A 24,391-nucleotide genomic window follows, 5' to 3' on the forward strand; every position below is an offset into this window, starting at 1 on the left:
CGTGGTAGCGCCCTCGTTGGACGCAGAGCGTCACGGGCTGCATGCCCACGCAGAGCGTGGGAACGATCAGTGGAGGATCAGTTTCTGTCGGACTTCGGTCGCCGCCTGCGGCGCCAGTTCCAGCCAGAACAGCGGCTTGCCGGCCACTTCGGCCGCCGCGGGTACACCATCGCGATACACCAGCCGATTGCCCGCCAGCGCCGGTACCTTGCTGCCCGGCAACAGCGTGCCGGCGAGGTTCAGCGGATCGGCGCCACACACCGCGACCAGGCTGCCATCCAGGGGGCGGCGGCGTACCTCGCGCAGCAGCGGGATGGCTTCGGGCAGGGCGAACTGCTCGCCGGCCAGCCCGCTGACAAAACGTCCGCCGCGAATCTCGCCGCGCGCTTCCAGGCGATGCAGGGTGCGCAACAACTCGCGCCAGCTCGGCAACCATTCCGCCTCCCGTTCCAGCAATCGCCAGAACACCACGCCATAACGGCGCAGCAAGGTCATGGCGACCTGTTCCAGGGTTTCCTCTGGCAGTCGCTCGGTGTCGGCCGCCGGCGTCGACGCTCGTCGCAGCAGCGCCCAGCGTCCGGCATCGTCCATCCCGCCGACAAAGGCCCCGCGCCCGCGTCGACCGGAGCGCTGCTGGCGCTTGCTGGCCGGTGTGATCAACGCCCGCAGCCCGGCGAAACTGTCGGCATTCACCAGGCCGGCGCCCACCAGTTCCTGCAACGCCGTTTCCAGTTCGGTCGGCAGCAGGTGGGCTTCGTGTAAAAGCTCATCGAAGAACAGTGCGCCGTGTTCGCTCAGGGCCGCGTGGACTTTCAAGGTTCGCGGCGACAGTGCCTCAATGGCCGTCTGCTCGGCCAGGCTGCTCCACAGTTGCAACCGGCTGCGTGGCAGCAGCACGATCGGTGTGCTGCGCAGCGTGGTGCTGGCGGCCTTGTTGCGGGCGTTCAGGCGTGTCCACACCAGCTTGCCCGAGCGGCACAAGTCATCCAGCCAGGTCGACGAATAATCCTTCAGGCGCGCGCTCAGCAGATCGCTGTCCCAGGCTCCGGCCGCCGCCGCGTAGCCTTCGAGCTGGCTGACGATCATCGGCAGCGCGGCACTGCCCTGGGCCTGGCTGGCACTGGACAGGTGCTGCCAGTCGAACAGGAAGCGCATGAAGTCCTGCAGGGCCACGGGTTCGATTTCCCGCCGCAGGCGCTTGACCGTATAGCGATGAATACGCGCCAGCAGATGCCGTTCGCACCATTGTTCTGCTGTCGCCCCAGGGGTGAACTGTCCGCGCAGCACATAGCCCTCGCTTTCCAGTTTCGCCAGGGCCTGGACCCACTGGGCGTCGGTCAGTGCCAGGGGGCCGGCAATCTCGCGCAGTGACAGCGGGCCAAAGCCGCTGAGGCGGGCACGGAGCACTTCGACGGCGGCCTCGTCCGCATCCCAGGCCTGGTCGAAATCCGCCAGTGGCAGCAACGGCGGTTGCGCAATGGCCTGTGGATAAAGCGCTTGCAGGCAGGTCAGGCGCTCCAGGGCGACCCACAGGCCGTGACCGTCGAACCGCAGGCAGGTAGCGCGACCGCTGGCGGCCAGGGCTTCGAGCCATTGCGGCCAGTGCTCATTGTCCCGCGCCTCGGCATCGCTGATCACGGCGAGGCTCATCAGCGCCTCATGCATTTCGTCCGTGCCATTGAGTTGCGGCCAGGCTTCCGCGCGCACGGCGGCGATGGCCTCGTTATCCAGCGCACCGAGATCGTCGGTGCTGCTCGGATCGCTCCAGCGTCGATTGAGCACGGCCTGGGTGCGCCGTTCTTCCAGCGGCGCATCGTCGAGAAAGGTGTACGGCTTGGCGCTGAGGATTTCCGCCGCCAGCGGCGACGGCGCCGGCAGGTCGCGCGCGATCAGGCGTATCTCGCCGGCTTCCATTCGCCGTAGCAGGGCCAGCCAGCCTTCGCAGTCCATGGCTTCGTGCAGGCAATCGTCGAGCGTCTGTTCCACCAGCGGATGGTCGGGAATCTCGCGTTCGCCGGCGAGGTTTTCCAGGCAGGCGATCTGGTCCGGAAAGACGCAGGCCGTCAGGTCCTCGCCTTTCATCCGCTGGATCTGCGGCGGTACCTTGCGTCCGCCGACAAAGCGCGGCAGGGCCAGGGCGACCCCGGCATTCCAGCGCCAGCGCACGCCGAACAGCGGAGCGTCGAGCACCGCCTGGACGAGGATCTGCTCGGCACTGTTGCTGCGCAGATAACGCCAGACCTCTTCCAGGGCAAAGCTGTGGCTGGTGGACAGCGACAGGACAATGGCGTCCTCGCTCGCGGCGGCCTGCAATTCGAAATTGAACGTACGGCAGAAACGCTTGCGCAGGGCCAGGCCCCAGGCGCGGTTGATCCGGCTGCCGAATGGCGTGTGGATGATCAACTGGGTGCCGCCGGACTCGTCGAAGAACCGCTCCATCACCAGGGTGTCGCGGGACGGCAGGGCGCCCAGGGCCAGGCGGGCGCGGGCGAGGTATTCGACGATCTGTTCGGCAGCGGCCAGCTCCAGGCCGATGCGGTCGCACAACCAGTCGAGGCTGGGCTGCAAGTCGCCCGGCGTGGCCCCCAGCAACTCATCCAGATGCCCATGCAGGCGTGCGACGGCGAAGGACAGCTCGTTGCTGCGTCCCGGCGCTTCGCCGAGCCAGAAGGGAATGCTCGGTGGCTGGCCATGGGCATCCTCGACGCGCACCTTGCCGGTTTCGACCCGCAGGATCCGGTAGGAACTGTTGCCCAGCTGGAACACATCGCCGGCAATGCTTTCCACCGCGAAGTCTTCGTGGACGCTGCCGATGTTCAGTGCCTGGGGTTCCAGCAGTACGGCGTAGTCGGCGTTGTCCGGAATCGTCCCGCCGCTGGTGAGCGCGGTCAACTGGCTGCCGCGTCGTCCGCGCAGGGTACGGCTCATCGCGTCCCGATGGAGATAGGCGCTGCGCAGTCCCTGGCGGCTGTTGAAACCCTCGGCGAGCATCTGCAGTAGCGCCTGGTAATGCTGTTCGTCGAAGCCGGCATAGGGGCTGGCGCGGCGGATCATGTCCAGTAGGGCTGCTTCCTGCCACTCCTGGCAACTGACCTCGGCGACGATCTGCTGCGCCAGCACATCCAGCGGCGCCCGGGGAATCAGCAGGCTATCCAGCTCGCCGCGGCGCACGCAGTCGAGCAGGGCGGCACATTCGATCAGGTCATCGCGCGAAGTCGGAAACAGCCGGCCCTTGGGCGTTCCGTCGATCTGGTGACCGGAGCGCCCGACTCTTTGCAGGAAGGCCGAGATGGAGCCCGGCGAACCGATCTGGCAGACCAGCTCGACCTCGCCGATATCGATGCCCAGCTCCAGCGAAGCGGTGGCGATCAGCACCTGCAACTCGCCGCGCTTGAGCCGTTGCTCGGCTTCCAGGCGCTGTTCCTTGGCGAGGCTGCCATGGTGGGCGGCGACGGCTTCCTTGCCCAGGCGTTCGCTGACGTGCCGGGCGAGCCGTTCGGCCAGGCGCCGGGTGTTGACGAATACCAGGGTGGTGCGATGTTCCCGGGCCAGTTCGGCGAGTCGCTCGTAGACCCGTTCCCAGACGTCATTCGCCATCACCGGGCCCAACGGCACCGGCGGCACTTCGATGCCCAGGTCTCGTGGGCGGGCATGGCCGATATCGATGATTGCGCAGGGCCGTTCGTTGCCGACGAGGAAACGCGACACCGCGTCGATGGGCTTTTGCGTGGCGGAAAGGCCGATGCGCAAAAGCGGCTCGCGGCACAGCGCCTGCAGGCGTTCGAGACTCAGGGCCAGGTGGCTGCCACGCTTGCTGGCGGCGATCGCATGGATTTCGTCGACGATGACCGTGCGGGTGGTGGCGAGCATGCGCCGTCCGGAGTCGGAGCCGAGCAGCACGTACAGCGATTCCGGCGTGGTGACCAGGATATGCGGCGCCTGCTTGCGCATCTGCGTGCGGTCTTTCTGCGGTGTATCGCCGGTGCGCACCGCGGTGCTGATCGGCAAGGGCGGCAGCCCCAGGTGTTCGAGCTCGGCGGTGATGCCGGCCAGCGGTTCCTGCAGGTTGATGCGGATATCGTTGGACAGTGCCTTGAGCGGCGAGACATAGACGACGAAGGTTTCGTCCGCCAGCTTGCCGCCCTGGTCCAGGCCCTGTTGCACCAGCTCATCGATGACCGCGAGAAAGGCCGTGAGGGTCTTGCCGGAGCCGGTGGGGGCGGCGATCAGCGTCGAGCGGCGCTGGCGGATCAGCGGCCAGGCACGGGCCTGGGCGGCGGTGACGTCCGGGAAAGTCTTGCAAAACCAGGCACTGACGGCCGGATGGAACGCCGCCAGAGCGCCGGGGGCTGGTTCGGGAAGGTTCATACTGCACTTTATGCGGGCGACGCGGATAAAGTGCAAGGCAGTTTCCCCGTGACGGTTGCATCCAAAACCCGCAAAATGCAACGATTGTGGTTATTGCCAACGGGAAAACCTCGGTTTTGCCGCAAACCTCCATCGTTCTGAACAGACCTGGGCCTGCTGAATCTATGCGAATGCGCCTTATGTTGTTGGGCGGCGGGAATGCCCTCGGGCAGGCGCTGATTCGCCTGGGTGCAGAGGAAGACATCGGCTTCCTCGCCCCCCGCCCGCCGCAAGACGGCTGGGATGCCGCGAGCCTGACGCAACTGCTCGACGACACCCGTCCGGATGCGTTGATCAACCTTGCTTACTATTTCGACTGGTTTCAGGCGGAGGCGGTCAGCGATACACGCCTGTCCAGCCAGGAGTCCGCGGTCGAGCGCCTGGCCGAATTGTGCCAGCATCACAATATCGTCCTGGTGCAGCCGTCCAGCTACCGGGTCTTCGACGGTTCGCGGGCGACCGCCTATAGCGAAAAGGACGAACCGGTGCCCCTCGGCCTGCGTGGCCAGGCGCTGTGGCGCATCGAACAGAGCGTGCGCGCGACCTGTCCGCAACATGTGCTGCTGCGTTTCGGCTGGCTGCTGGACGACAGCATCGACGGCGCGCTGGGACGTTTCCTCGCCCGTGCCGAGCGTCCGGAAGAATTGCTCATGGCCGATGACCGGCGCGGCAACCCGACGCCGGTGGACGATGCGGCACGGGTGATCATTTCGGTGCTCAAGCAGCTCGATTGCGCGGCGCCGTTGTGGGGCACCTATCACTATGCCGGGCATGAGGCGACCACGCCGCTGGCATTGGGGCAGGCGATCCTCGGCGAGGCGCGCAATTTCCATCCGCTGGCGATCGAGGCGCCGACTGCCCAGGCCCACGCGGCCCGCCCGGATGCCGCCGAAGAGCCGCAGCATGCGGTGCTGGCCTGCAAGAAAATCCTTCACACCTTCGGTATCAAGCCCCGCGCCTGGCGCGCCGGGCTGCCGGCTTTACTGGACAGGTTCTATCGTCATGGCTGATGCGCCGATTCTGATCACCGGCGGGGCCGGCTTCATCGGTTCCAACCTCGCCGAGCTGCTGCTGGCCAAGGGTTACTCGATCCGTGTACTGGACGACCTGTCCACCGGCAAACGCAGCAACCTGGCCCTGGACAATCCCCGGGTCGAGCTGATCGAGGGCGATGTCGCCGATGCCGCGCTGGTCGCCCGGGTCATGCACGGTTGCCAGGCGGTGGTGCACCTGGCGGCGGTGGCCTCGGTGCAAGCCTCGGTGGACGATCCGGTGCGTACGCACCAGAGCAACTTCATCGGCAGCCTGAATGTCTGCGAAGCCATGCGCGAGGCGGGCGTGAAGCGGGTGATCTTCGCCTCCAGCGCGGCGGTCTACGGCAACAACGGCGAAGGTGAGTCGATCGACGAAGACACGCCCAAGGCACCGCTGACGCCGTATGCGTCGGACAAGCTGGCCAGCGAATACTATTTCGACTTCTACCGCCGCCAGCATGCCCTGGAACCGGTGATCTTCCGTTTCTTCAATGTCTTCGGGCCACGCCAGGATCCGTCCTCGCCGTATTCCGGGGTCATCAGCATTTTCAGCGAGCGCGCCGAGAAAGGCCTGCCGATCACCGTGTTTGGCGATGGCGAGCAGACCCGCGACTTCATCTACGTCGGTGACCTGGTCAAGGTCCTGCTGCAGGCGCTCGAGTCGCCGCAGGTGCAGGAGGGCGCGATCAATGTCGGCCTGAACCGCTCCACTACCCTCAACCAGATGCTGCTGGCCCTGGGCGAAGTCGTCGGCCCGTTGCCGCCAGTGACATTCGCCCCGGCCCGCTCCGGCGATATCCGCCATTCCCGGGCGAACAACCGGCGCCTGCTGGAGCGCTTCGTCTTCCCCGAGCCGACCCCGATGAGTGTCGGACTGGCGCGGTTGTTGGGACGCTGAGAGCGTGCGCGCGGAATGAAAAAAGGCGCCTTTCGAGGCGCCTTTTTTCATTCCGGGGTGGGCTTAGAACTTGTAGCCCAGGCCGACCATGTAGACCATCGGGTCTACATCGACGTTGACCTTGGCACGGGTGCCGCCGGCCACGGCGTTGTTGTCCACGTAGGCGGTGGTGTCGATGTCGATGTAGCGGACTTGGGCGTTGATCATCACGTTGTCGGTGAGCATGTAGTCGGCACCGACCTGCCAGGCCAGGCCCCAGGAGTTCTTCGCCCGGAAATTGTCGAAACCGGCGGCACTGGCTTCACTGCCGACGTGCTCGTCGTAGATCCAGGTGTAGTTGATGCCCGCACCCACATAAGGCTGGAACGCCGACTTGTTATCGAGCGGGTAGTACACCACGCTCAAGGTCGGTGGCAGGTGCTTGAGGGTACCGAGCTTGCCGTTGGCGGCGCCGAGGGCGGTGTTCTTGAGCTTCACGTCATGTTCGAACGGGGTGGCGGCCAGCAGTTCGAGGCCGACGTGATCGGTAAGCATGTAGGCGAAGTTCAGGCCCAGCTGGGTGTCGCTGCTCATGGTCGCCTTGCCGCCGAGATCGGCACCGGCCAGCGGGCCGCGATCGACCTTGACGCTGGAGCTGTCGGCTTTCGGATTGACCGTGATCGCCCCGGCGCGAACGATGATGTCACCGGCATCGTGGGCGTGGGCAAACGGGGTGGCGAGGGCAAGCGCGATGAGCGACGCGCTGAGCAAGGACTTGTGCATGGGAGGGCTCCAGAGGACGTTTCGAATTCACTGGAGCCAATGGTAAAGAGCGAGCTGATCCGGTCGTTGACTCAGCTCAATGAAAGGCGAGTTGCCTTATTCCGGCAACTCGTACACGTAGATCTTCTGCGCCTCCATGCTATAGCCCGCATCCGCCAGGTCGCTGGTGCTCGGCTTGACCTGCAGTTCGCCCTCGATCCAGTACGGCTGGTACAGCTCGTCGAGCTTGACCCCCAGCTCGCTGGTCACATGCACGATCTGGTTCGACGGCGGTGGCGGCACATGGATGCAGGCGCCGAAATACGGCACCAGCAGGAACTCCGTGGTGCGGCCTTCCTCACTCACTTCCAGCGGCACGATATAGCCCGGCAAGCGTACATGCTGGCCGTCGAGGGCCTTGACCACCGGGGCATCGGGCAGGTCCTGCCTGGCCGCCGGAGCGGCTTCGGGGTCCATGTTGCCCAACTGCGAGAGGTCATGCAGCGGGCGCATATCCGGCACTTCCGGCGGCGCGTCCGGCGGGATCATCTCCTGCCAGGCCAGCTCCCGCAGCTCGTCCTTGGCCCATGACGGCAGGGGTGCCAGCAACAGCAGCGCCAGCAACAGGCGGGACAACACAGGCTTTTTCATCACACGGACACTCATAAACGGATGGACAGGCCATCGGCCAGGGATTGTCGATAGGCGCGCCAGGCCGGCACGCTGCCCATCAACAGGGCGGCGATGAGGATACCGCCGAGCAGCGTCCATTCATAATCGCTTGGCCAGGACAGCGGCAGGTACAGCCCGTAGTTCGATTGCACATAACCCTGGGCCAGGGCGATGCACAGGTACAGCAGGCCAACGCCTGCGACCACGCCGGACAGCGCCAGGGCAAAGGCTTCCAGCACCAGCAGGCTGGCGATATGCCAAGGCCGGGCACCCACCGAACGCAGGATCGCCATCTCCCGGCGGCGCTCGTTGAGGCTGGTGAGGATCGCCGTGAGCATACCGATCAGGCCGGTCAGCACGACGAACAGCGACACCACGAACAAGGCCTTTTCCGCCGTGCCCATCAGGCTCCAGAGTTCCTGCAAGGCCACGCCCGGCAGAATCGCCAGCATCGGCTCGCCACGGAATTCGTTGATCTCGCGCTGCACGGCGAAGGTCGCGATCTTGCTCTTGAGGCCGAGCATGAAGGCGGTGATCGCCTGGGGCGTGAGGTCCATGTTGCGCGCCTGGTCGGCGCTGATCCGTCCGGCGCCACGGGCCGGCACGCCGTTGTGCCAGTCGATGTGAATCGCCTCCATGCCGCCGAGGCTGATATGCAGCGTGCGGTCCACCGGTGTTCCGGTGCGCTTGAGGATGCCGACCACGGTGAACGGCTTGTCGTCGTGCTTGACCAGGCTGATCGCCGCGACACCATGGGCCAGCACCAGCTTGTCGCCGAGCTTGTAGTGCAGTGCATCGGCGACTTCGGCGCCGAGCACCACTTCGAAAGGATCGCTGGCGAAGGCACGACCGGTGGCCAGCTCCAGGCTCTGCTGGTGACCGTACTGGTAGTGCTCGAAATAGGACTCGTTGGTGCCCATCACCCGGTAGCCGCGATGGGAGTCGCCGAGGGAAATCGGGATGGCCCACTTCACCTGCGGGCTGCTGGCGAAATGCTCGAAGCTGTCCCAGCGGATGTTGTTGGTGGCGTTGCCGATGCGGAACACCGAGTACAGCAGCAGGTTCACCGAGCCCGAGCGGGCGCCGACGATCAGGTCGGTGCCGCTGATGGTGCTGGCGAAGCTGGCGCGGGCTTCGGTACGCACGCGTTCCACGGCCAGCAGCAGGCAGACCGAGAGGGCAATGGCGAAGGCCGTGAGAATGGCGGTAAAGCGGCGGTTGGCCAGGCTGGCCAGGGCCAGTCGTAACAGATACATCTCAAACCTCCGCGGGCGCGGCCGCGCGATTCAGTTCGGCCAGGGACAGGTGACGATCGAACAGCGGCGCCAGGCTCTGGTCATGGCTGACGAACAGCAGGCTGGAACCGGCCTCCCGGCATTCGGCGAACAGCAGTTGGAGAAAGGCTTCGCGGGCGTCGTAGTCGAGGGCCGAGGTCGGCTCGTCGGCGATCACCAGTTCCGGTTGGCCGATCAGCGCGCGCGCGGCCGCGACCCGTTGCTGCTGGCCGATGGACAAGGAGTCGGCACGCCGCCCCAGCAGCGCCGGGTCTTTCAGGCCGAGGTGGGCGAGCAGGGTCGCGGCGGCCTGGTCGATGCTGCCGTGGCGCTGGCTGGCGCGGCTGGCACGCAGCCTGGAAAAATGACAGGGCAGTTCGACGTTCTCGCGCACCGAGAGAAACGGCAGCAGGTTGAACTGCTGGAAAATGTAGCCGGTGTGATCGACCCGGAAGCGGTCGCGGGCGCCGGCGCCGAGTTCGGTCAGTTCCTGGCCGAGCAGGCGGATGCTGCCCCGGCTGGGTTTCTGCACGCCGCCCAGCAGGCCGAGCAGGGTGGTCTTGCCGCTGCCGCTGGGGCCCTTGAGAAACAGGGTCTCGCCGGGCTCCAGGCGGAACGCGGGAATGTCCAGCAACTGCGGGTGGCCGGGCCAATTGAAGCCCAGGTCGGACAGTTCGATAAGTGCTTGGGTCATCAGGTCATCGATCGTTCCCACGCTCTGCGTGGGAACGCCTCTCTGGACGCTCTGCGTCCGCTTCTGTGACGCGGAGCGTCACGGGCTGCATTCCCACGCGGAGCGTGGGAACGATCAAAAGGTGTGTCAGAACTTCAGGGTAGCGGCCTTCGGCGTCGCATCCACACCCTGCTGGCCACTTGGCGAGATGAGTTGTACCTGAATTTTCTGGGTAGCGGGGAAGGTCTTGAAGACCTGGGTCAGGTCCAACTGCTTGAGCGCTTCGGGGGTGCTGCAGGTGAACTGGTAATGGGCGTGGATTTCGCTGTGGTCGTGATGATGCTCGTGCTCGTCACCGCCCTTGGCGTGGTCGTCATCATCGTCATCGTGGTCGGCGTCTTCCGGGGCCGGATCACCGAACAGCGGGCTTTCCAGTTCCTGGTTGGCGACCACGCAACCGGCCTCCCCGGGCAGGTTGAACAGTGCCAGCGGCTTGTCGAGCAGGGCACGTACGGCGGCGACCTTGGCCTTGTCGGCATCGCTGGTGGCCGCGTGTTCGAAGCCCACCAGGTTCATCGCCGGGCTTTGCAGTTCCAGTTCCAGGGTCTGCGCGTCCAGTGCTGCATTCAAGCGGCCGACACCATGCTCATGGGCGCCGAGGCTGCCATGTTCTTTTTCATGGGCCTGGGCGGCGACCAGGGGAAGCAAGGCAAAAGGCAGGGCGAGCAACAGGCGGCGCATGGCGTTTCTCCAGAAACGGCGAGAGGATAATGTTATGTGATCTTATAACAATTTATTGCACTTTCGGCCACCCGCTTGGCGATCCGGCTGACGCGTGGGAGCATGCGCGCAGGGCTATTCAGTCAAGAGTATCGAGGACGGTTTTATGGTGCGGATTCGCGGAACCATTGGCGAGTGGCCGGTGGATTTGACAGTGGAACTGGATGATGGCGATTGGGCCCGGCTCGGTGCGCAATTGCAGGTGGAGAAACCGCAGGAGCCGGCAACGGCGTCCAGGCCGGTGAGCCAGGACGATGCCCTCTGGCAGTTGACCAGGGATCTGGTGCGTCAGGCCGGGCAGATCAGCGGGCCGGAGTTGCTGGAGCAGCTGGAAGGCTTGACGGGCAGCACCGCGGCAGCCAAGCGGCTGCTGGTGCGCCTGCGTCATTGCGCCGAGGTCAAAGTGCTGAGCGGTACTGATTCACCGTTGTACAGCTGGATCGAGGCCTGAGGTCAGAGCGCCGGCCTTATTGCCCGGCACACATCCTGTAGGAGCCGGCTTGCCGGCGATGAGGCTAGCAAGCCTTGTGGCGCCAATGAAGGACGCCATCGTTCCCACGCTCTGCGTGGTAACGCCGCTATGGACGCTCTGCGTCCGCTTCTGTGACGCAGAGCGTCACGGGCTGCATGCCCACGCCGGAGCGTGGGAACGATCAATGTCGTGTCGTCTGTAAAACCGATGGGCTCCTACATCAGTAAAGGGCTGCAAACAACTTGCGCCGGTAGGTGGTCACCAGCGGGTGGTCGTTGCCCAGCAGCTCGAACACTTGCAGCAGGGTCTTGTGGGGCAGGCCTTCGCTGTAGCCGCGGTTGCGGGTGAACAGCTTGAGCAGGGCATCCAGCGCGGCGTCGTACTGCTGGCGGGCCAGTTGCTGGATCGCCAGTTGGTAGACCGCCTCGTCGTCCAGCGGGTCCTGTGCCAGCCGGGCTTTCAGGTCGGCGGCATCCGGCAGGTCGGCGGCCTGGCGCAGGAAGGTCAACTGGGCCTTGGCGCCGGCCAGGGCGGCCTTGTGTTCGTCGCCCTTGACCGCTTCGAGTACGGTTTGCGCTTCGCCCAGCTCACCGCGCTCGGCGAGGCAGCGGGCGTACAGGATCAGCGCCTTGGCGTTGCTGTTGTCTTCGCCGAGCAGCGTCACCAGGGTCGCTTCGGCATCGGCGATGCGGCCTTCGGCAAACAGTGCCTGGGCCTGTTCGAAAGGATCGGCCGCGGCTGGCGGTGGCATTTGCACATGGGGTTCGAGCATGGCGCGTACCGCCGACTCCGGCTGGGCACCGGCAAAACCGTCCACCGGCTGGCCGTCCTTGAACAGCACCACGGTCGGCAGGCTGCGGATGCCGAAACGGGCGACGATGTCCTGTTCGGCATCGCAGTCGACCTTGGCCAGCAGCAGTTCGCCCTGATAGCTCTCGGCGATCTGTTGCAGCATCGGCATCAGCGCCTTGCAGGGCGCACACCATTCCGCCCAGAAATCCACCAGCACCGGCTTGTGGAACGAGTTCTGGATCACCGCCTGGTCGAAGTTCAGAGCGGTGGCGTCGAAGATGTAGGGCGTGTCCTGAGTCATCGGGAATCTCGAAGAGCGGGGAATGGTGCAACTATAAGGCCTGGGGCGGGTTGGCCGAAAGCGGCGCTTGAGCCTCAGGGCCGGCTGGCGTGGTACAGGCTGACCTGGCGAAACTCTTCCGGCTCCATCAGGTCCGGCAGGGTCAGGGCTTCGAGCATTTCCAGGCGCCGATACAGCGGGTGGCGGAAGTCCCGTACCCGTGAGTCGGCCACCAGGGCTTCGCGGCCACGGCTGAGGAACTGATCGAGCAGTGGCAGGTTTTCCCGGTCATAGAGCACGTCGGCGACCAGGATCAGGTCGAAGCGGTCGCTCTCGGCGAAAAAGTCCTCGGCGTAGTTCAGCACCACGCCATTGAGCGCGGCATTTGCCCGGCACGCCGCCAGCGCCAGCGGATCGAGGTCGCAAGCCACCACTTCCAGCGCTCCGGCCCTGGCCGCGGCAATCGCCGCCACGCCTGACCCGGCACCGAAATCCAGCACCCGCTTGCCGGCGACCCACTGTGGGCGTTTGGCCAGGTAGCGGGCCAGCGCCAGGCCGCTGGCCCAGCAGAAACTCCAGTAGGGCGGTTCGTGCAGGATCCGCCGGGTTTCTTCCGAGGTGAAGGCGCGGTCCATGTTCTCGGCGTCGATCAGCCACAAGCGCAGATCGGTCTGCGGCAGGTCGCGGGCCACCAGTCGCGCATCGCCCAGCAGCTCGCTCAGGGACTGCTGCAGGTCGAGCGGTGGAGTCATGGCGCGCTGACGAATTGCAGTTGGCCCATGGCCTGGGTGGTCGGCTCGGTCACCGACACGGAAGGCAGGTGCAGGATCAGTTGTCCGGACTGGCTGGCCCGGCCGCGCAGTTCGACGCGGCTGCCGGCCGGAAACACCTCCGGATTGAAGCGCAGGCGGAACGGCAGCGCCTGGCCGGTGCCATTGATCTTGCTGCTGGCCAGTAATTGCTGCGGACGACCGCGTTCATCGATCACCAGCAGCGCCAGTTCGACCTCGGCATTGGCCGGCACGCCGAGCAGGGTGCCGCTCAGTTCCCGCTGGAACGCCGGCAGCGGGCCGAGTTCTTCGTAGGGACTTACCGGTTTTTTTGTCTGAACCTGGGGGGCTGGTGCCGGCACGGGCTTGGGCGCGCTGCTGCAAGCGACAAGCAGGCCGGCGAGACTGAGCAAAACAAGCGGTCGTACTGACATCTACAGCTCCAACTGAGGCGGAAAACGGCGGTTCTGATGGGATAACGTTAGTCCGCCGACTGTATACCGCAAACCCTATGGCTTGTCTTGCCACGGGGATGCGCTACCATGGCCCTCCCATTTTTTGTTGCCTGCCACCATGCACTGTCCCTTCTGCGGTGCCAACGACACCAAAGTCATCGACTCGCGTCTGGTCGCCGAGGGCGAACAGGTGCGCCGCCGGCGTGAATGCCTGGCCTGCGGTGAGCGTTTCACCACCTTCGAAACCGCCGAACTGGTTTTGCCGCGCCTGATCAAGCAGGACGGCAGTCGCCAGCCCTTCGACGAAGAAAAACTCCGCGCCGGTATGCAGCGGGCCCTGGAAAAGCGCCCGGTGAGTGTCGAGCGCCTGGAAGCCGCGCTGGTGCATATCAAGCACAAGCTGCGCGCGACCGGCGAGCGCGAGGTCAAGTCACTGATCGTCGGCGAGCTGGTGATGGCCGAGTTGCAGAAACTCGACGAAGTCGCCTACATCCGTTTCGCCTCGGTCTATCGCCGCTTCCAGGACCTCAACGAGTTCCGTGAAGAGATCGACCGTCTCGCCCGGGAGCCCGCCAAGGAATGAGTCTTTCCAGCGAACAGGCGGTACTCGACGCCCACTACATGGCCCGCGCCCTGGAGCTGGCCCGCAAGGGCCGCTACTCGACGCATCCGAACCCGCGGGTCGGTTGCGTGATCGTCCGTGACGGCGTGGTGGTCGGCGAGGGCTGGCACGTGCGCGCCGGCGAGCCCCATGCCGAAGTGCACGCCTTGCGCGAGGCGGGCGAAAACGCTCGTGGCGCGACGGCCTATGTGACGCTGGAACCGTGCAGCCACTTCGGTCGCACGCCGCCGTGCGCCGACGCACTGGTCACTGCCTGCGTGGGCCGGGTGGTCGCGGCCATGCAGGACCCGAACCCGGAAGTCGCCGGGCGTGGCCTCAAGCGCCTGGCCGACGCCGGGATCGCGGTGCACAGCGGCGTGCTCGAAGGCGAAGCGCGGGCGATCAACCAAGGGTTTCTCAAGCGCATGGAACACGGCCTGCCCTTTGTGCGGGTCAAGCTGGCGATGAGCCTGGACGGTCGTACCGCCATGGCCAGTGGTGAAAGCCAGTGGATCACCGGCCCGGCCGCACGCTCCGCCGTGCAGCGGCTGCGAGCCCAGGCCAGCGTGGTGCTCACTGGCGCCGATACGGTGCTGGCCGACAACGCGCGGCTGACCGTGCGTCCCGCCGAGCTGGGCCTGGACCCCGAACTGACCGCCCTGGCCGAGCGCCGGCCGCCGTTGCGGGTGCTGATCGACGGGCGCCTGCGAGTGCCGCTCGATGCCGCCTTCTTCCAGGCCGGCCCGGCGCTGGTGGTGACGTGCGCAACAAGCGTCAGCGCCGATTACCAGGCTGCAGGGCATGAGGTCCTGAGCGTGCCGGGCAACGATGGCCAGGTCGACCTGCGTCAGTTGCTCAGCCTGCTGGCGGCCCGCGGGGTCAACGAACTGCTGGTCGAAGCCGGCCCGCGCCTGGCCGGGGCCTTTGCTCGGCAAGGCCTGGTGGACGAATACCAGATCTTTGTCGCCGGCAAGTTCCTCGGCTCCAGCGCGCGTCCGTTGCTGGACTGGCCGCTGGAGCGGATGAGCGAGGCGCCACGGCTGAAAATCACTGAAATGCGCGCGGTGGGCGATGACTGGCGAGTCACCGCAATACCTGACCCGGCACCCGGCGTATAATTTGCGGCTTGCGCCCTGCGCTGGCTCGTTCTCGAGGAGGATTTCATGTTTACCGGCATTATCGAATCCATCGGCAGTATCCGTGCGCTGAGCCCAAAAGGCGGCGACGTGCGGGTCTATGTAGAAACCGGCAAGCTCGACCTGGGCGACGTCAAACTGGGTGACAGCATCGCGGTCAACGGCGTGTGCCTGACCGCCGTGGAGCTTCCGGGCGACGGTTTCTGGGCTGACGTCAGCCGCGAAACCCTGGACTGCACCGCGTTCAACCAATTGAAGGCCGGCAGCCGGGTCAACCTGGAAAAAGCCCTGACCCCGACCACCCGCCTTGGCGGTCACCTGGTCAGCGGTCACGTCGACGGTGTCGGCGAAGTCGTGGCCCGTGAAGAAAACGCCCGGGCCATCCAGTTTCGTATCCGTGCACCGAAAGACCTGGCCAAGTACATCGCCCACAAGGGCTCGATCACCGTCGACGGCACCAGCCTGACGGTCAACGCGGTGAATGGCGCGGAGTTCGAGCTGACCATCGTCCCGCACACCCTGGCCGAAACCATCATGGCCGACTACCGTCCCGGCCGTCAGGTCAACCTCGAAGTCGACCTGCTGGCCCGTTACCTGGAGCGCCTGCTCCTGGGGGACAAGGCCGCGGAGCCGTCGAGCGGCGGCATCACCGAAGGTTTCCTGGCCGCCAACGGCTACCTCAAGTCCTGAAAGAAGGGGGTGCCGAGTGGCGCTCAACACGATTGAAGAACTGGTCGAAGACATTCGCCAGGGCAAGATGGTCATCCTCATGGATGACGAAGACCGCGAGAACGAAGGCGACCTGATCATGGCCGCCGAATGCTGCACGCCTGCGCACATCAACTTCATGGCCAAGCACGCCCGTGGCCTGATCTGCATGCCGATGAGCCGCGAGCGTTGCGAACTGCTCAAGCTGCCGTTGATGGCACCGCGCAACGGTTCCGGCTTCGGCACCAAGTTCACCGTGTCGATCGAGGCCACCGTCGGGGTGACCACCGGCATCTCCGCCGCCGACCGCGCGCGTACCGTGCAAGCGGCGGCCGCCAAGGACGCCAAGGCTGAAGACATCGTCAGCCCCGGTCATATCTTCCCGCTGATGGCCCAGCCTGGCGGCACCCTGGCCCGCGCCGGCCATACCGAAGCCGCCTGCGACCTGGCGCGCATGGCCGGTTTCGAACCGAGCGGGGTGATCTGCGAAGTGATGAACGACGACGGCACCATGTCCCGCCGCGCCGAACTCGAGACCTTTGCCGCCGAACACAACATCAAGATCGGCACCATTGCCGACCTGATCCACTACCGGATGATCCACGAACGTACCGTTCAGCGGATCGCCGAGCAGCCGCTGGACAGCGAACTGGGCCATTTCAACCTGGTGACCTATCGTGATTCGGTGGAAGGCGACGTGCACATGGCCCTGACCCTGGGCACCATCTGCGCCGAAGAGCCGACCCTGGTCCGCGTGCACAACATGGACCCGCTGCGCGACCTGCTGCTGGTCAAGCAACCCGGTCGCTGGAGCCTGCGGGCCGCCATGGCCGCGGTGGCCGAGGCTGGCAGCGGCGTGGTGCTGCTGCTCGGGCATCCGCTGGATGGCGATGTGGTGCTGGCGCATATCCGTGAAACCGCCGACCACGTGCCGGCGAAAAAGCCGACCACCTACAGCATTGTCGGTGCCGGTTCGCAGATCCTGCGCGACCTCGGTGTGCGCAAGATGCGCCTGATGAGTGCGCCGATGAAGTTCAATGCGATATCCGGTTTCGACCTGGAAGTAGTAGAATACGTGCCCTCTGAATAAAAGGCTGGCTGGTTCCGGCCTTGATTCACGGTTCAAATATCACTGAGGGGCGCGTACTTGACGCGTCCCGGCTCTTTAAGAGATTTGTCGAATGACCCTGAAGACCATCGAAGGTACCTTCATCGCCCCTAAAGGCCGCTATGCCCTGGTGGTCGGCCGCTTCAACAGCTTCGTCGTCGAAAGCCTGGTGAGCGGTGCCGTTGACGCCCTGGTTCGTCACGGTGTGAGCGAAAGCGACATCACCCTCATCCGCGCGCCTGGCGCCTTCGAAATCCCGCTGGTCGCACAGAAAGTCGCGCAGAAAGGCGATTTCTCGGCAATCATCGCCCTCGGCGCGGTCATTCGTGGCGGCACCCCGCACTTCGAATACGTGGCTGGCGAATGCACCAAGGGCCTGGCCCAGGTATCCATGGAATTCGGCGTACCGGTTGCCTTCGGCGTCCTGACCGTTGACTCCATCGAGCAAGCCATCGAGCGTTCCGGCACCAAGGCCGGCAACAAAGGTGCCGAAGCTGCCCTGTCCGCCCTGGAAATGGTCAGCCTGCTGTCGCAGTTGGAGGCGGTGTGATTAGCGACGAAAGCGATCGTTTCAACCCGCGCGATCCGAAGCCTGAAGGCAGCGGCAAGCCGTCCAAGAGCGTCAAGCGTCGCGAAGCCCGTCAGCTCGCGACCCAGGCGCTCTATCAATGGCACATGGCCAAGCAGTCGCTCAACGAAATCGAAGCGCAGTTCCGGGTCGATAACGACTTCAGCGATGTCGACGGCGCCTACTTCCGTGAAATCCTCCACGGCGTGCCGCAGTTCAAGACCGAGATCGACAGCGCGCTCAAGCCGTGCCTGGACATCGAGATCGACGAACTGGACCCGGTCGAACTGGCGGTCCTGCGCCTGTCCACCTGGGAGCTGCTCAAGCGCGTCGACGTACCGTACCGCGTGGTGATCAACGAAGGGATCGAACTGGCCAAGGTCTACGGTTCCACCGACGGTCACAAGTTTGTCAACGGTGTGCTCGACAAGCTCGCACCGAACCTGCGTGAAGCCGAAGTGAAGGCGTTCAAGCGCTGATCGGCGCTTGCACTTCCCATGGGTGAGTTCGAGCTGATCCGCAACTTCTTTGCCGCCGCGCCCTGTGCGCAGGCCGGCGAAGGTGTTGACCTGGGGATTGGCGACGACTGTGCCTTGCTCAGCGTTCCCTCCGGGGAACAGCTGGCGATTTCCACCGATACCCTGGTGGCCGGGGTGCATTTCTCCGACCCCTGCGATCCTTTCCTGCTCGGACAGCGTGCGCTGGCCGTTGCCGCCAGTGACCTGGCCGCCATGGGCGCCACGCCCATCGCCTTTACCCTTGCCCTGACCCTGCCACACAACGAAGCGAGCTGGCTGCAGGCGTTCGCCCGGGGTTTGAACCAGATGGCGCAGCAGTGTGCCCTGCGGCTGGCGGGCGGTGATACCACGCGCGGTCCCCTGAGCCTGACGCTGACGGTGTTTGGTCGGGTGCCGGCCGGGCAGGCGCTGACCCGCGGCGGTGCGCAAGTCGGTGACCTGCTCTGCGTGGGCGGCGAGTTGGGCAATGCCGCGGGTGCCTTGCCGTTGGTGCTGGGCCAGCGCAGCGCCGTCCCGGCAATTGCCGAACCGCTGCTGGCCCACTACTGGTCGCCACGGCCGCAATTCGCCCTGGGCCTGGCGCTGCGCGGCAAGGCGACCTCGGCACTGGATATTTCCGATGGCCTGCTGGCCGACTGCGGGCATATCGCGACCGCGTCCGGAGTGCGCCTGCTGGTCGAGCGTGAAAAGCTGCCCTTGTCTGCGGCATTGCTGGCGTTTCTCGGCCAGACTTCAGCCAGGGATGCGGCGTTGAGTGGCGGTGACGACTATGTCCTGGCGTTCACCCTGCCGCCCGCCGAGTTGCCGGGAGTGTTGCTCGGTCATGCTGCGGTGCGGGTCGTCGGGCAGGTAGTCGCCGGGCAGGGCGTGGCGCTGCTGGATGCCGATGGCCAGGACATCACCCCGCAGGTCCGGGGCTACCAACATTTTCCGGAGACACCGTGACAGATCATCCCAAACAGGTCCCCGCCGAATTCGTGCCGCCCTCGGTGTGGCGCAATCCCTGGCATTTCCTCGCCTTCGGCTTTGGCTCCGGGACCTTGCCCAAGGCTCCGGGCACCTGGGGCTCGCTGGTTGCGCTACCCTTTATCCCGCTATGGCAGATGTTGCCGGACTGGGGTTACTGGCTGATGCTCGGCATCACCATGCTGTTCGGCTTCTGGCTGTGCGGCAAGGTGGCTGACGATCTGCGGGTGCATGACCACGAAGGCATCGTCTGGGACGAGATGGTCGGCATGTGGATCACCCTGTGGCTGGTGCCGGAAGGCTGGTACTGGTTGCTGGCGGGGTTCCTGATGTTCCGCTTCTTCGACATCCTCAAGCCCTGGCCGATCCGCTGGATCGACCGGCATGTGCATGGCGGCGTGGGGATCATGCTGGATGACGTATTGGCCGGGGTGTTCGCCTGGCTGGCGATGCAGGGATTGGTGCATTTCCTTACCTGAGGGATTGGGTATGTCTGGCTGTCGCTTGTGGGGGCTGCTGTTGGCGTTGTTGTTCTGGCCGCCGGCCTGGGCCGCTGAAATGCCCGGCTTGCCGGCGCAGATCCGCCTGGTCAGCGAGGAATGGATCGACTACACCAATGCCGACGGCAGCGGGCTGGCCTGGGTGCGCCGCTACAAATACCAGGACTACCTGCCCAACGTGCGCCACTTCAACGAGATCCTGCGCCGCGACGGCATTCTCTCGATGTTGCAGCACAGCCGTGCCGACTATTACATCGATGCCCTGGCCGAGGTCGACTATGTCCTTGGCCAGGCCCCGGACCCTTCGGTATTTCGCCGTACCCATCTGGTGGAACTGCCGTTGTACCTCGGCTTTTCCGATAGCGAGCGTGGCCGCGCGTTGCTCGCCTTGTATGACCGGCGGATGGATGAGCTGGTAAAGGGCGGTCGGTTGCGCAGCCTGTTCGAGCGCTGGAAACAGCCTTATCCGTTCGAGAGTGACAACGTTCCGGCCGCGACCGATCAAACTTATTGATAGTTATCATGGATAATTCGGCCTAAGCGTCTGTAGGAACCTCCTGTTACAATGCGATCTCTGCGAATTTCCAGTCCTCATACTGATCAGGAGCACACGGTGCCCGTCGTTTTCGTCGCCGCTTCCAAACTGCCCACCCCTTTTGCGACCTTCACCATGAACGGCTTTCTCGAAGAAGCCACCGGCCGTGAACACGTCGTGCTGACGCTCGGGGATGTGGCGGATGGCGCACCGGTTCTTGGCCGCGTGCACTCCGAATGCCTGACTGGCGATGCCTTGTTCAGCCAGCGTTGCGATTGTGGTTCGCAACTGGAAGCCGCCTTGCAGGCCATTGCCCGCGAAGGGCGCGGCGTCCTCCTGTACCTGCGCCAGGAAGGCCGTGGCATTGGCCTGATGAACAAGATCCGAGCCTACGAATTGCAGGATGGCGGCGCCGACACGGTCGAGGCCAATGAGCGCCTGGGCTTTGCCGCCGACCAGCGTGACTACGCCATCTGCCTGCCGATGCTCGAGCATTTGGGTATCCAGTCCCTGCGCCTGATGACCAACAACCCGCGCAAGGTCAAGGCCTTGACCGATATGGGTATCACCGTTGCCGAGCGCGTGCCGCTGCACACCGGGCACAACCCGCACAACAAACTCTACCTGGCTACCAAGGCCGGCAAGCTCGGCCACATGATGGGCAATGAGCACCAGAGCGAGGCCGATCCGGCGTGACCCGCGGCCAGGTGAAGCGTCGGCTGGCGGTCGGCTGGTACAAGCAGCTGGTGCTGAGTGTGTTGCCGCTGTTTGTCGCCAACTGGTTTTTCGCTCAGTCCGAGTCGTTGTTACCGGTACTGGCGATGCCGTTCTTCATTGCCGGCGTGGCCTCGATGTTTATCAGCCTGCGGTTTTTCGACGCCTACAAGCGTTCGCTGATCGCCACCCAGGCGGTGCTGGATACTCCCGAAGAACCGGCGGCCTGGATCGCCCTGGCCAATGTCCGGAGCAAGGCGCTGGTGGTGGCCGCGTTGCCGACCTGGATCGGCACCCTGGCGGTGTTCGTCGGCCTGGAGGCAGTACCACTGGTGTTGCTGGTGCTGTCCACCGTGGTGCTGTTCTACCTCTATCGCATTCCGCGGCAGTTGGGCTGAGCCAGCAATCTTGAGCTGACACGTGGCCCTTGTGGGAGCCGGCTTGCTGGCGATGGCGTCCGCAAGTTCGGCGCATGACTCAAGGGCCTCATCGCTGGCAAGCCAGCTTGTACAGGGGTAGAGCGCGGCGTTTTCAAGGCCGCCTTGCAGGTTGGGCTTACAGCCCCAGCAGTTGCATGCGCTCGGTGACTGACGCTTCGATCCCCGCCACATCCAGGCCGCATTCGGCCAGCATCTGTGCCGGCTTCGCGTGTTCGACATAGGCATCCGGAAGGCCCAGGTGCAGGATCGGCTTGAGCAGGTTGGCGCGCGCCAGGAACTCGCTGACCGCCGCACCGGCGCCGCCCATGATGGCGTTTTCCTCGATGGTCACCAGCAGCTCGTGGCTGCCTGCGATCTCGCGCACCAGGGCTTCATCCAGAGGTTTGACGAAACGCATGTCGACCACGGTTGCATCGAGCTTCTCGGCGACCACCAGGGCTTCGGCCAGTTGCACGCCGAACACCAGCAGGGCGACCTTGTTGCCCCGGCGGCGAACCACGCCCTTGCCGATCTCGATCGGTTCCAGGTCCTTCTCGATGGTCGCGTTCGGGCCGTTGCCGCGTGGGTAACGCACGGCCGCCGGGCCGTTGTACAGGTGGCCGGTGCTGAGCATCTTGCGCAGCTCGTTCTCGTCGCTCGGGGTCATCACCAGCATGCCGGGGATGCAGCGCAGGTACGACAGGTCGAAACTGCCGGCGTGGGTCGGACCGTCTTCGCCCACCAGGCCGGCACGGTCGATGGCGAACAGCACGTCGAGGTTCTGCACCGCGACGTCATGCACGAGTTGGTCGTAGCCGCGTTGCAGGAAGGTGGAGTAGATCGCCACCACCGGCTTTGCGCCTTCGCAGGCCATGCCGGCGGCAAAGGTCACCGCGTGCTGCTCGGCAATCGCCACGTCGAAGTAGCGCAGCGGGAAACGCTCGCTGAAGGCCACCAGGTCGGAGCCTTCCTTCATGGCCGGGGTGATGCCCACCAGCCGTGGGTCGGCGGCGGCCATGTCGCACAGCCATTCGCCGAACACACCTGAATACTTTGGTCCGCCGGCTTTCTTCGGCGCGGCGGCGGGAGCGTCCAGCGGTTCGAGCTTGGTGATCGCGTGATAGCCGATCGGATCTACCTCCGCCGGGGCGAAGCCCTTGCCCTTCTTGGTCACCACGTGCAGGAACTGCGGGCCCTTGAGGTCACGCATGTTGCGCAGGGTGGCGATCAGGGTCGGCAGGTCGTGGCCGTCGATAGGGCCGATATAGTTCCAGCCCAGCTCTTCGAACAAGGTGCCGGGGACCAGCATGCCCTTGGCGTATTCTTCGGTGCGGCGGGCGATTTCCCAGGCGCCGGGCAGGCGCGAGAGCACTTTCTTGCTGCCCTCGCGCATGCTCGCGTAGGTGCGGCTGGAAAGAATCTTCGCCAGGTAGTTCGACAGGCCGCCGACATTGCGCGAGATCGACATATCGTTGTCGTTGAGGATCACCAGCATGTTGGCGTCGACTTCCGGCGCATGGTTCAGCGCTTCGAACGCCATGCCCGCGGTCAGGGCTCCATCGCCGATCACCGCGATGGCCTTGCGGTCGCTGTTCTGCAGCCGGGCGGCGATGGCCATGCCCAGGGCGGCGCTGATGGAGGTGCTGGAGTGGCCGACGCCAAAGGTGTCGTACTCGCTCTCCGAGCGGCGCGGGAAGGCGGCCAGGCCGTCCTTCTGACGCAGGGTATGCATCTGCTCGCGACGACCGGTCAGGATCTTGTGCGGATACGCCTGATGACCCACGTCCCACACCAGCCGGTCATCCGGGGTGTCGAACACGTAATGCAACGCGATGGTCAGCTCGATGACCCCGAGACCGGCGCCGAAGTGCCCACCGGTCTGACCGACCGAATAGAGCAATTCCAGGCGCAACTCATCGGCCAGGGTTTCCAGCTCGGCTTCACCTAACCGGCGCAGGCCGGCCGGCGTTTCGGCACGGTCCAGCAGGGGCGTGGTCGGGCGCTTGCGGGGAATCTCATGGAACGTCGTGGGCATCAGGCGAATCGTTATAGGTATAGAAGAGGCGGCAGTTTACCTTATGGAGCGCACGCTGCCCACGCGCTGTCGCATCGGCGGGTCGGATCAGGGCCCTGCGCGCGTGCGAAGGACCCTGGGCAACGCCAGGTCAGCTGCGGCGTTCGACGATATAGCGGGCCAGCTCGCGCAGCGGTTCGGCGGCCGCGTCAAACGGTCGCAGGGCGTGCAGCGCCTGGTCGCGCAGTTCCAGGGCGTAGGCCTTGGCGTTGTCGAGGCCGAGCAGGGCCGGGTAGGTCGGCTTGTCGCGGGCGATATCGGCACCCTGGCGCTTGCCGAGGGTCGCGGTATCGCTTTCGACGTCGAGAATGTCGTCCTGCACCTGGAACGCCAGGCCGATGGCCTGGGCGTAGGTCTGCAGGGACTTGAGCTCGTCTTTCTGCGCATCGCCGCTGGCCAGGGCACCGAGGATGACGCTGGCTTCGATCAGCGCGCCGGTCTTGTGCCGGTGCATGTACTCCAGGGCTTTCTGGTCGAGCTTGAGGCCCACCGAGCCGAGGTCGATGGCCTGGCCGCCGACCATGCCGGCGGGGCCCGCGGCCTGGGCCAGGGTGCTGACCATGGTCAGGCGGATCTCGGCGCTCAGGTTGCTCAGGCGCGGGTCGAGCAGGGCGCTGAAGGCCAGGCTTTGCAGGCCGTCACCGGCGAGGATGGCGCAGGCTTCGTCGAAGGCCTTGTGGGTGGTCGGCTGGCCGCGACGCAGGTCGTCATCGTCCATGGCCGGCAGATCGTCGTGGACCAGCGAGTAGGCGTGGATCAGCTCGACCGCGCAGGCCGCGCCGTTGGCCTGTTCCGGCTTGCCGCCGAGGGCTTCGCAGGCGGCATAGGCCAGCAGCGGGCGCACGCGCTTGCCGCCGTTCATCACGCTGTAGCGCATGGCTTCGTAGAGACGGGCGAGTTCGCCGCTCGGGGCGACGAACAGCGTGTCCAGCGCGGCGTTGACCCGTTGCTGGCTGCTGTCCTGGTAGGCTTTGATCATTCTGGCTGTTCCGCGTCGAAGGGTTCTTCGGCCAGTTCGCCATCGCGCTCCAGCAGGATCTGCACCTTCTGCTCGGCTTGGGCGAGGGCGCCCTGGCAGTCGCGGGTCAGGCGGATGCCTTGCTCGAAAGCGGTCAACGAGTCTTCCAGCGACAGCTCGCCGTTCTCCAGGCGCTCGACCAGCGTTTGCAGGTCAGCAAGGGATTGTTCGAAATCCAGGGAAACTTTTTTGCGGGCCATGGCGGCGATCTCGATAGGCGTTAAACCGGCGCGACACTAGCAGACAGCGGGTTTCGGGGCAAATGCGAGGGAGTTGCA

The 24,391-nt window shown here is 65.1% G+C and carries 26 protein-coding genes; 14 read left to right on the forward strand and 12 right to left on the reverse strand.

The window, feature by feature from the left end; genetic code table 11:
* Positions 1–66: 66 nt before the first annotated feature.
* On the reverse strand, positions 67–4,368 hold the full coding sequence (locus HX851_RS26860; RefSeq protein ID WP_177058186.1) for a DEAD/DEAH box helicase: 4,302 nt from the start codon (positions 4,366–4,368) through the stop codon (positions 67–69).
* 164 nt (positions 4,369–4,532) lie between these two features.
* On the opposite strand from HX851_RS26860, the gene HX851_RS26865 reads away from it, so the two are divergent.
* Entirely contained in the window at positions 4,533–5,417 is an 885-nt protein-coding gene (locus HX851_RS26865; RefSeq protein WP_177058187.1) for a sugar nucleotide-binding protein, read from the forward strand.
* Positions 5,410–6,339: a UDP-N-acetylglucosamine epimerase PgnE gene (gene pgnE, locus HX851_RS26870; RefSeq protein ID WP_177066132.1), complete on the forward strand. Its 930-nt coding sequence runs from the start codon at positions 5,410–5,412 to the stop codon at positions 6,337–6,339. Before HX851_RS26865 ends, pgnE begins: the two co-directional genes overlap by 8 nt.
* Before the next feature lie 63 nt (positions 6,340–6,402).
* Here the strand turns inward: pgnE and HX851_RS26875 are convergent, their stop codons facing one another.
* The 5 genes from HX851_RS26875 to HX851_RS26895 all read right to left on the reverse strand — a co-directional run bounded on the left by HX851_RS26875 (position 6,403) and on the right by HX851_RS26895 (position 10,440).
* Complete coding sequence (locus HX851_RS26875) at positions 6,403–7,101, reverse strand: OmpW/AlkL family protein (RefSeq protein WP_177058189.1); 699 nt, start codon at positions 7,099–7,101, stop codon at positions 6,403–6,405.
* A gap of 96 nt (positions 7,102–7,197) precedes the next feature.
* Positions 7,198–7,716: a DUF3299 domain-containing protein gene (locus tag HX851_RS26880; protein ID WP_177066142.1), complete on the reverse strand. Its 519-nt coding sequence runs from the start codon at positions 7,714–7,716 to the stop codon at positions 7,198–7,200.
* 26 nt (positions 7,717–7,742) lie between these two features.
* Positions 7,743–9,008 carry an ABC transporter permease gene (locus tag HX851_RS26885; RefSeq protein ID WP_177058190.1) on the reverse strand — a complete coding sequence of 422 codons (1,266 nt, stop codon included), beginning with the start codon at positions 9,006–9,008 and terminating at the stop codon, positions 7,743–7,745.
* 1 nt (position 9,009) lies between these two features.
* Positions 9,010–9,720, reverse strand: a complete 711-nt coding sequence (locus HX851_RS26890) for an ABC transporter ATP-binding protein (RefSeq protein ID WP_177066131.1) — start codon at positions 9,718–9,720, stop codon at positions 9,010–9,012.
* Positions 9,721–9,846: 126 nt separating this feature from the next.
* Complete coding sequence (locus tag HX851_RS26895; protein ID WP_177066130.1) at positions 9,847–10,440, reverse strand: DUF2796 domain-containing protein; 594 nt, start codon at positions 10,438–10,440, stop codon at positions 9,847–9,849.
* A gap of 145 nt (positions 10,441–10,585) precedes the next feature.
* On the opposite strand from HX851_RS26895, the gene HX851_RS26900 reads away from it, so the two are divergent.
* The gene (locus HX851_RS26900; RefSeq protein WP_177058193.1) at positions 10,586–10,930 is read left to right on the forward strand and encodes a hypothetical protein; all 345 of its coding nucleotides are present in this window, start codon (positions 10,586–10,588) and stop codon (positions 10,928–10,930) included.
* A 241-nt stretch (positions 10,931–11,171) separates the two neighbouring features.
* Here the strand turns inward: HX851_RS26900 and trxA are convergent, their stop codons facing one another.
* The 3 genes from trxA to HX851_RS26915 all read right to left on the reverse strand — a co-directional run bounded on the left by trxA (position 11,172) and on the right by HX851_RS26915 (position 13,227).
* On the reverse strand, positions 11,172–12,044 hold the full coding sequence (gene trxA / locus HX851_RS26905) for a thioredoxin (RefSeq protein ID WP_177058194.1): 873 nt from the start codon (positions 12,042–12,044) through the stop codon (positions 11,172–11,174).
* 74 nt (positions 12,045–12,118) lie between these two features.
* Positions 12,119–12,775: a class I SAM-dependent methyltransferase gene (locus tag HX851_RS26910; protein ID WP_177066129.1), complete on the reverse strand. Its 657-nt coding sequence runs from the start codon at positions 12,773–12,775 to the stop codon at positions 12,119–12,121.
* Positions 12,772–13,227: a YbaY family lipoprotein gene (locus HX851_RS26915; protein WP_177066128.1), complete on the reverse strand. Its 456-nt coding sequence runs from the start codon at positions 13,225–13,227 to the stop codon at positions 12,772–12,774. Before HX851_RS26915 ends, HX851_RS26910 begins: the two co-directional genes overlap by 4 nt.
* Positions 13,228–13,366: 139 nt before the next feature.
* Between HX851_RS26915 and nrdR the strand changes: the two genes are divergently transcribed.
* The 11 genes from nrdR to HX851_RS26970 all read left to right on the forward strand — a co-directional run bounded on the left by nrdR (position 13,367) and on the right by HX851_RS26970 (position 21,000).
* Positions 13,367–13,831: a transcriptional regulator NrdR gene (nrdR, locus tag HX851_RS26920; protein WP_177058197.1), complete on the forward strand. Its 465-nt coding sequence runs from the start codon at positions 13,367–13,369 to the stop codon at positions 13,829–13,831.
* Positions 13,828–14,967 (forward strand): bifunctional diaminohydroxyphosphoribosylaminopyrimidine deaminase/5-amino-6-(5-phosphoribosylamino)uracil reductase RibD, encoded by a 1,140-nt coding sequence (gene ribD, locus HX851_RS26925; RefSeq protein WP_177066127.1) that lies wholly within the window; start codon positions 13,828–13,830, stop codon positions 14,965–14,967. The genes nrdR and ribD overlap by 4 nt, the downstream gene beginning before the upstream one ends.
* A gap of 45 nt (positions 14,968–15,012) precedes the next feature.
* Complete coding sequence (locus tag HX851_RS26930) at positions 15,013–15,675, forward strand: riboflavin synthase (protein WP_177058199.1); 663 nt, start codon at positions 15,013–15,015, stop codon at positions 15,673–15,675.
* Between the two features lie 16 nt (positions 15,676–15,691).
* Positions 15,692–16,783, forward strand: coding sequence for a bifunctional 3,4-dihydroxy-2-butanone-4-phosphate synthase/GTP cyclohydrolase II (gene ribBA, locus HX851_RS26935; RefSeq protein WP_177066126.1), 1,092 nt, complete (start codon positions 15,692–15,694; stop codon positions 16,781–16,783).
* 91 nt (positions 16,784–16,874) lie between these two features.
* The gene (ribH, locus tag HX851_RS26940) at positions 16,875–17,351 is read left to right on the forward strand and encodes a 6,7-dimethyl-8-ribityllumazine synthase (protein ID WP_017123284.1); all 477 of its coding nucleotides are present in this window, start codon (positions 16,875–16,877) and stop codon (positions 17,349–17,351) included.
* Positions 17,348–17,848 (forward strand): transcription antitermination factor NusB, encoded by a 501-nt coding sequence (gene nusB, locus HX851_RS26945; RefSeq protein WP_177058201.1) that lies wholly within the window; start codon positions 17,348–17,350, stop codon positions 17,846–17,848. The genes ribH and nusB overlap by 4 nt, the downstream gene beginning before the upstream one ends.
* Before the next feature lie 18 nt (positions 17,849–17,866).
* A complete protein-coding gene (gene thiL, locus HX851_RS26950) occupies positions 17,867–18,832 on the forward strand; it encodes a thiamine-phosphate kinase (protein ID WP_177058202.1) in 966 nt (321 codons plus the stop codon).
* Positions 18,829–19,332 (forward strand): phosphatidylglycerophosphatase A family protein, encoded by a 504-nt coding sequence (locus HX851_RS26955; protein ID WP_017123287.1) that lies wholly within the window; start codon positions 18,829–18,831, stop codon positions 19,330–19,332. The genes thiL and HX851_RS26955 overlap by 4 nt, the downstream gene beginning before the upstream one ends.
* A gap of 10 nt (positions 19,333–19,342) precedes the next feature.
* Positions 19,343–19,867 (forward strand): type 2 periplasmic-binding domain-containing protein, encoded by a 525-nt coding sequence (locus HX851_RS26960; protein WP_177066125.1) that lies wholly within the window; start codon positions 19,343–19,345, stop codon positions 19,865–19,867.
* Positions 19,868–19,966: 99 nt separating this feature from the next.
* Entirely contained in the window at positions 19,967–20,584 is a 618-nt protein-coding gene (gene ribA, locus HX851_RS26965; RefSeq protein WP_017123289.1) for a GTP cyclohydrolase II, read from the forward strand.
* The gene (locus tag HX851_RS26970; RefSeq protein WP_177066124.1) at positions 20,581–21,000 is read left to right on the forward strand and encodes an MFS transporter; all 420 of its coding nucleotides are present in this window, start codon (positions 20,581–20,583) and stop codon (positions 20,998–21,000) included. Before ribA ends, HX851_RS26970 begins: the two co-directional genes overlap by 4 nt.
* 157 nt (positions 21,001–21,157) lie before the next feature.
* Here the strand turns inward: HX851_RS26970 and dxs are convergent, their stop codons facing one another.
* The 3 genes from dxs to HX851_RS26985 all read right to left on the reverse strand — a co-directional run bounded on the left by dxs (position 21,158) and on the right by HX851_RS26985 (position 24,313).
* Positions 21,158–23,056: a 1-deoxy-D-xylulose-5-phosphate synthase gene (dxs, locus tag HX851_RS26975; protein WP_177058205.1), complete on the reverse strand. Its 1,899-nt coding sequence runs from the start codon at positions 23,054–23,056 to the stop codon at positions 21,158–21,160.
* Positions 23,057–23,186: 130 nt separating this feature from the next.
* Entirely contained in the window at positions 23,187–24,074 is an 888-nt protein-coding gene (ispA, locus tag HX851_RS26980; RefSeq protein WP_177058206.1) for a (2E,6E)-farnesyl diphosphate synthase, read from the reverse strand.
* A complete protein-coding gene (locus HX851_RS26985; RefSeq protein WP_017123293.1) occupies positions 24,071–24,313 on the reverse strand; it encodes an exodeoxyribonuclease VII small subunit in 243 nt (80 codons plus the stop codon). Before HX851_RS26985 ends, ispA begins: the two co-directional genes overlap by 4 nt.
* Between the last annotated feature and the right edge of the window lie 78 nt (positions 24,314–24,391).

Source organism: Pseudomonas gingeri (assembly GCF_013385635.1).
In the GTDB taxonomy this organism is placed as follows: Bacteria; Pseudomonadota; Gammaproteobacteria; order Pseudomonadales; family Pseudomonadaceae; genus Aquipseudomonas; species Aquipseudomonas gingeri_A.

Coding starts and splice junctions, on each gene's coding strand:
- HX851_RS26915 (WP_177066128.1), bottom strand. CDS start 13,227: ATGTCAGTACGACCGCTTGTTTTGCTCAGTCTCGCCGGCCTGCTTGTC.
- ribH (WP_017123284.1), top strand. CDS start 16,875: ATGACCCTGAAGACCATCGAAGGTACCTTCATCGCCCCTAAAGGCCGC.
- dxs (WP_177058205.1), bottom strand. CDS start 23,056: ATGCCCACGACGTTCCATGAGATTCCCCGCAAGCGCCCGACCACGCCC.
- HX851_RS26910 (WP_177066129.1), bottom strand. CDS start 12,775: ATGACTCCACCGCTCGACCTGCAGCAGTCCCTGAGCGAGCTGCTGGGC.
- ribD (WP_177066127.1), top strand. CDS start 13,828: ATGAGTCTTTCCAGCGAACAGGCGGTACTCGACGCCCACTACATGGCC.
- nrdR (WP_177058197.1), top strand. CDS start 13,367: ATGCACTGTCCCTTCTGCGGTGCCAACGACACCAAAGTCATCGACTCG.
- HX851_RS26890 (WP_177066131.1), bottom strand. CDS start 9,720: ATGACCCAAGCACTTATCGAACTGTCCGACCTGGGCTTCAATTGGCCC.
- HX851_RS26900 (WP_177058193.1), top strand. CDS start 10,586: ATGGTGCGGATTCGCGGAACCATTGGCGAGTGGCCGGTGGATTTGACA.
- thiL (WP_177058202.1), top strand. CDS start 17,867: ATGGGTGAGTTCGAGCTGATCCGCAACTTCTTTGCCGCCGCGCCCTGT.
- HX851_RS26960 (WP_177066125.1), top strand. CDS start 19,343: ATGTCTGGCTGTCGCTTGTGGGGGCTGCTGTTGGCGTTGTTGTTCTGG.
- HX851_RS26865 (WP_177058187.1), top strand. CDS start 4,533: ATGCGAATGCGCCTTATGTTGTTGGGCGGCGGGAATGCCCTCGGGCAG.
- pgnE (WP_177066132.1), top strand. CDS start 5,410: ATGGCTGATGCGCCGATTCTGATCACCGGCGGGGCCGGCTTCATCGGT.
- HX851_RS26895 (WP_177066130.1), bottom strand. CDS start 10,440: ATGCGCCGCCTGTTGCTCGCCCTGCCTTTTGCCTTGCTTCCCCTGGTC.
- HX851_RS26860 (WP_177058186.1), bottom strand. CDS start 4,368: ATGAACCTTCCCGAACCAGCCCCCGGCGCTCTGGCGGCGTTCCATCCG.
- HX851_RS26985 (WP_017123293.1), bottom strand. CDS start 24,313: ATGGCCCGCAAAAAAGTTTCCCTGGATTTCGAACAATCCCTTGCTGAC.
- ispA (WP_177058206.1), bottom strand. CDS start 24,074: ATGATCAAAGCCTACCAGGACAGCAGCCAGCAACGGGTCAACGCCGCG.
- HX851_RS26875 (WP_177058189.1), bottom strand. CDS start 7,101: ATGCACAAGTCCTTGCTCAGCGCGTCGCTCATCGCGCTTGCCCTCGCC.
- trxA (WP_177058194.1), bottom strand. CDS start 12,044: ATGACTCAGGACACGCCCTACATCTTCGACGCCACCGCTCTGAACTTC.
- HX851_RS26930 (WP_177058199.1), top strand. CDS start 15,013: ATGTTTACCGGCATTATCGAATCCATCGGCAGTATCCGTGCGCTGAGC.
- HX851_RS26885 (WP_177058190.1), bottom strand. CDS start 9,008: ATGTATCTGTTACGACTGGCCCTGGCCAGCCTGGCCAACCGCCGCTTT.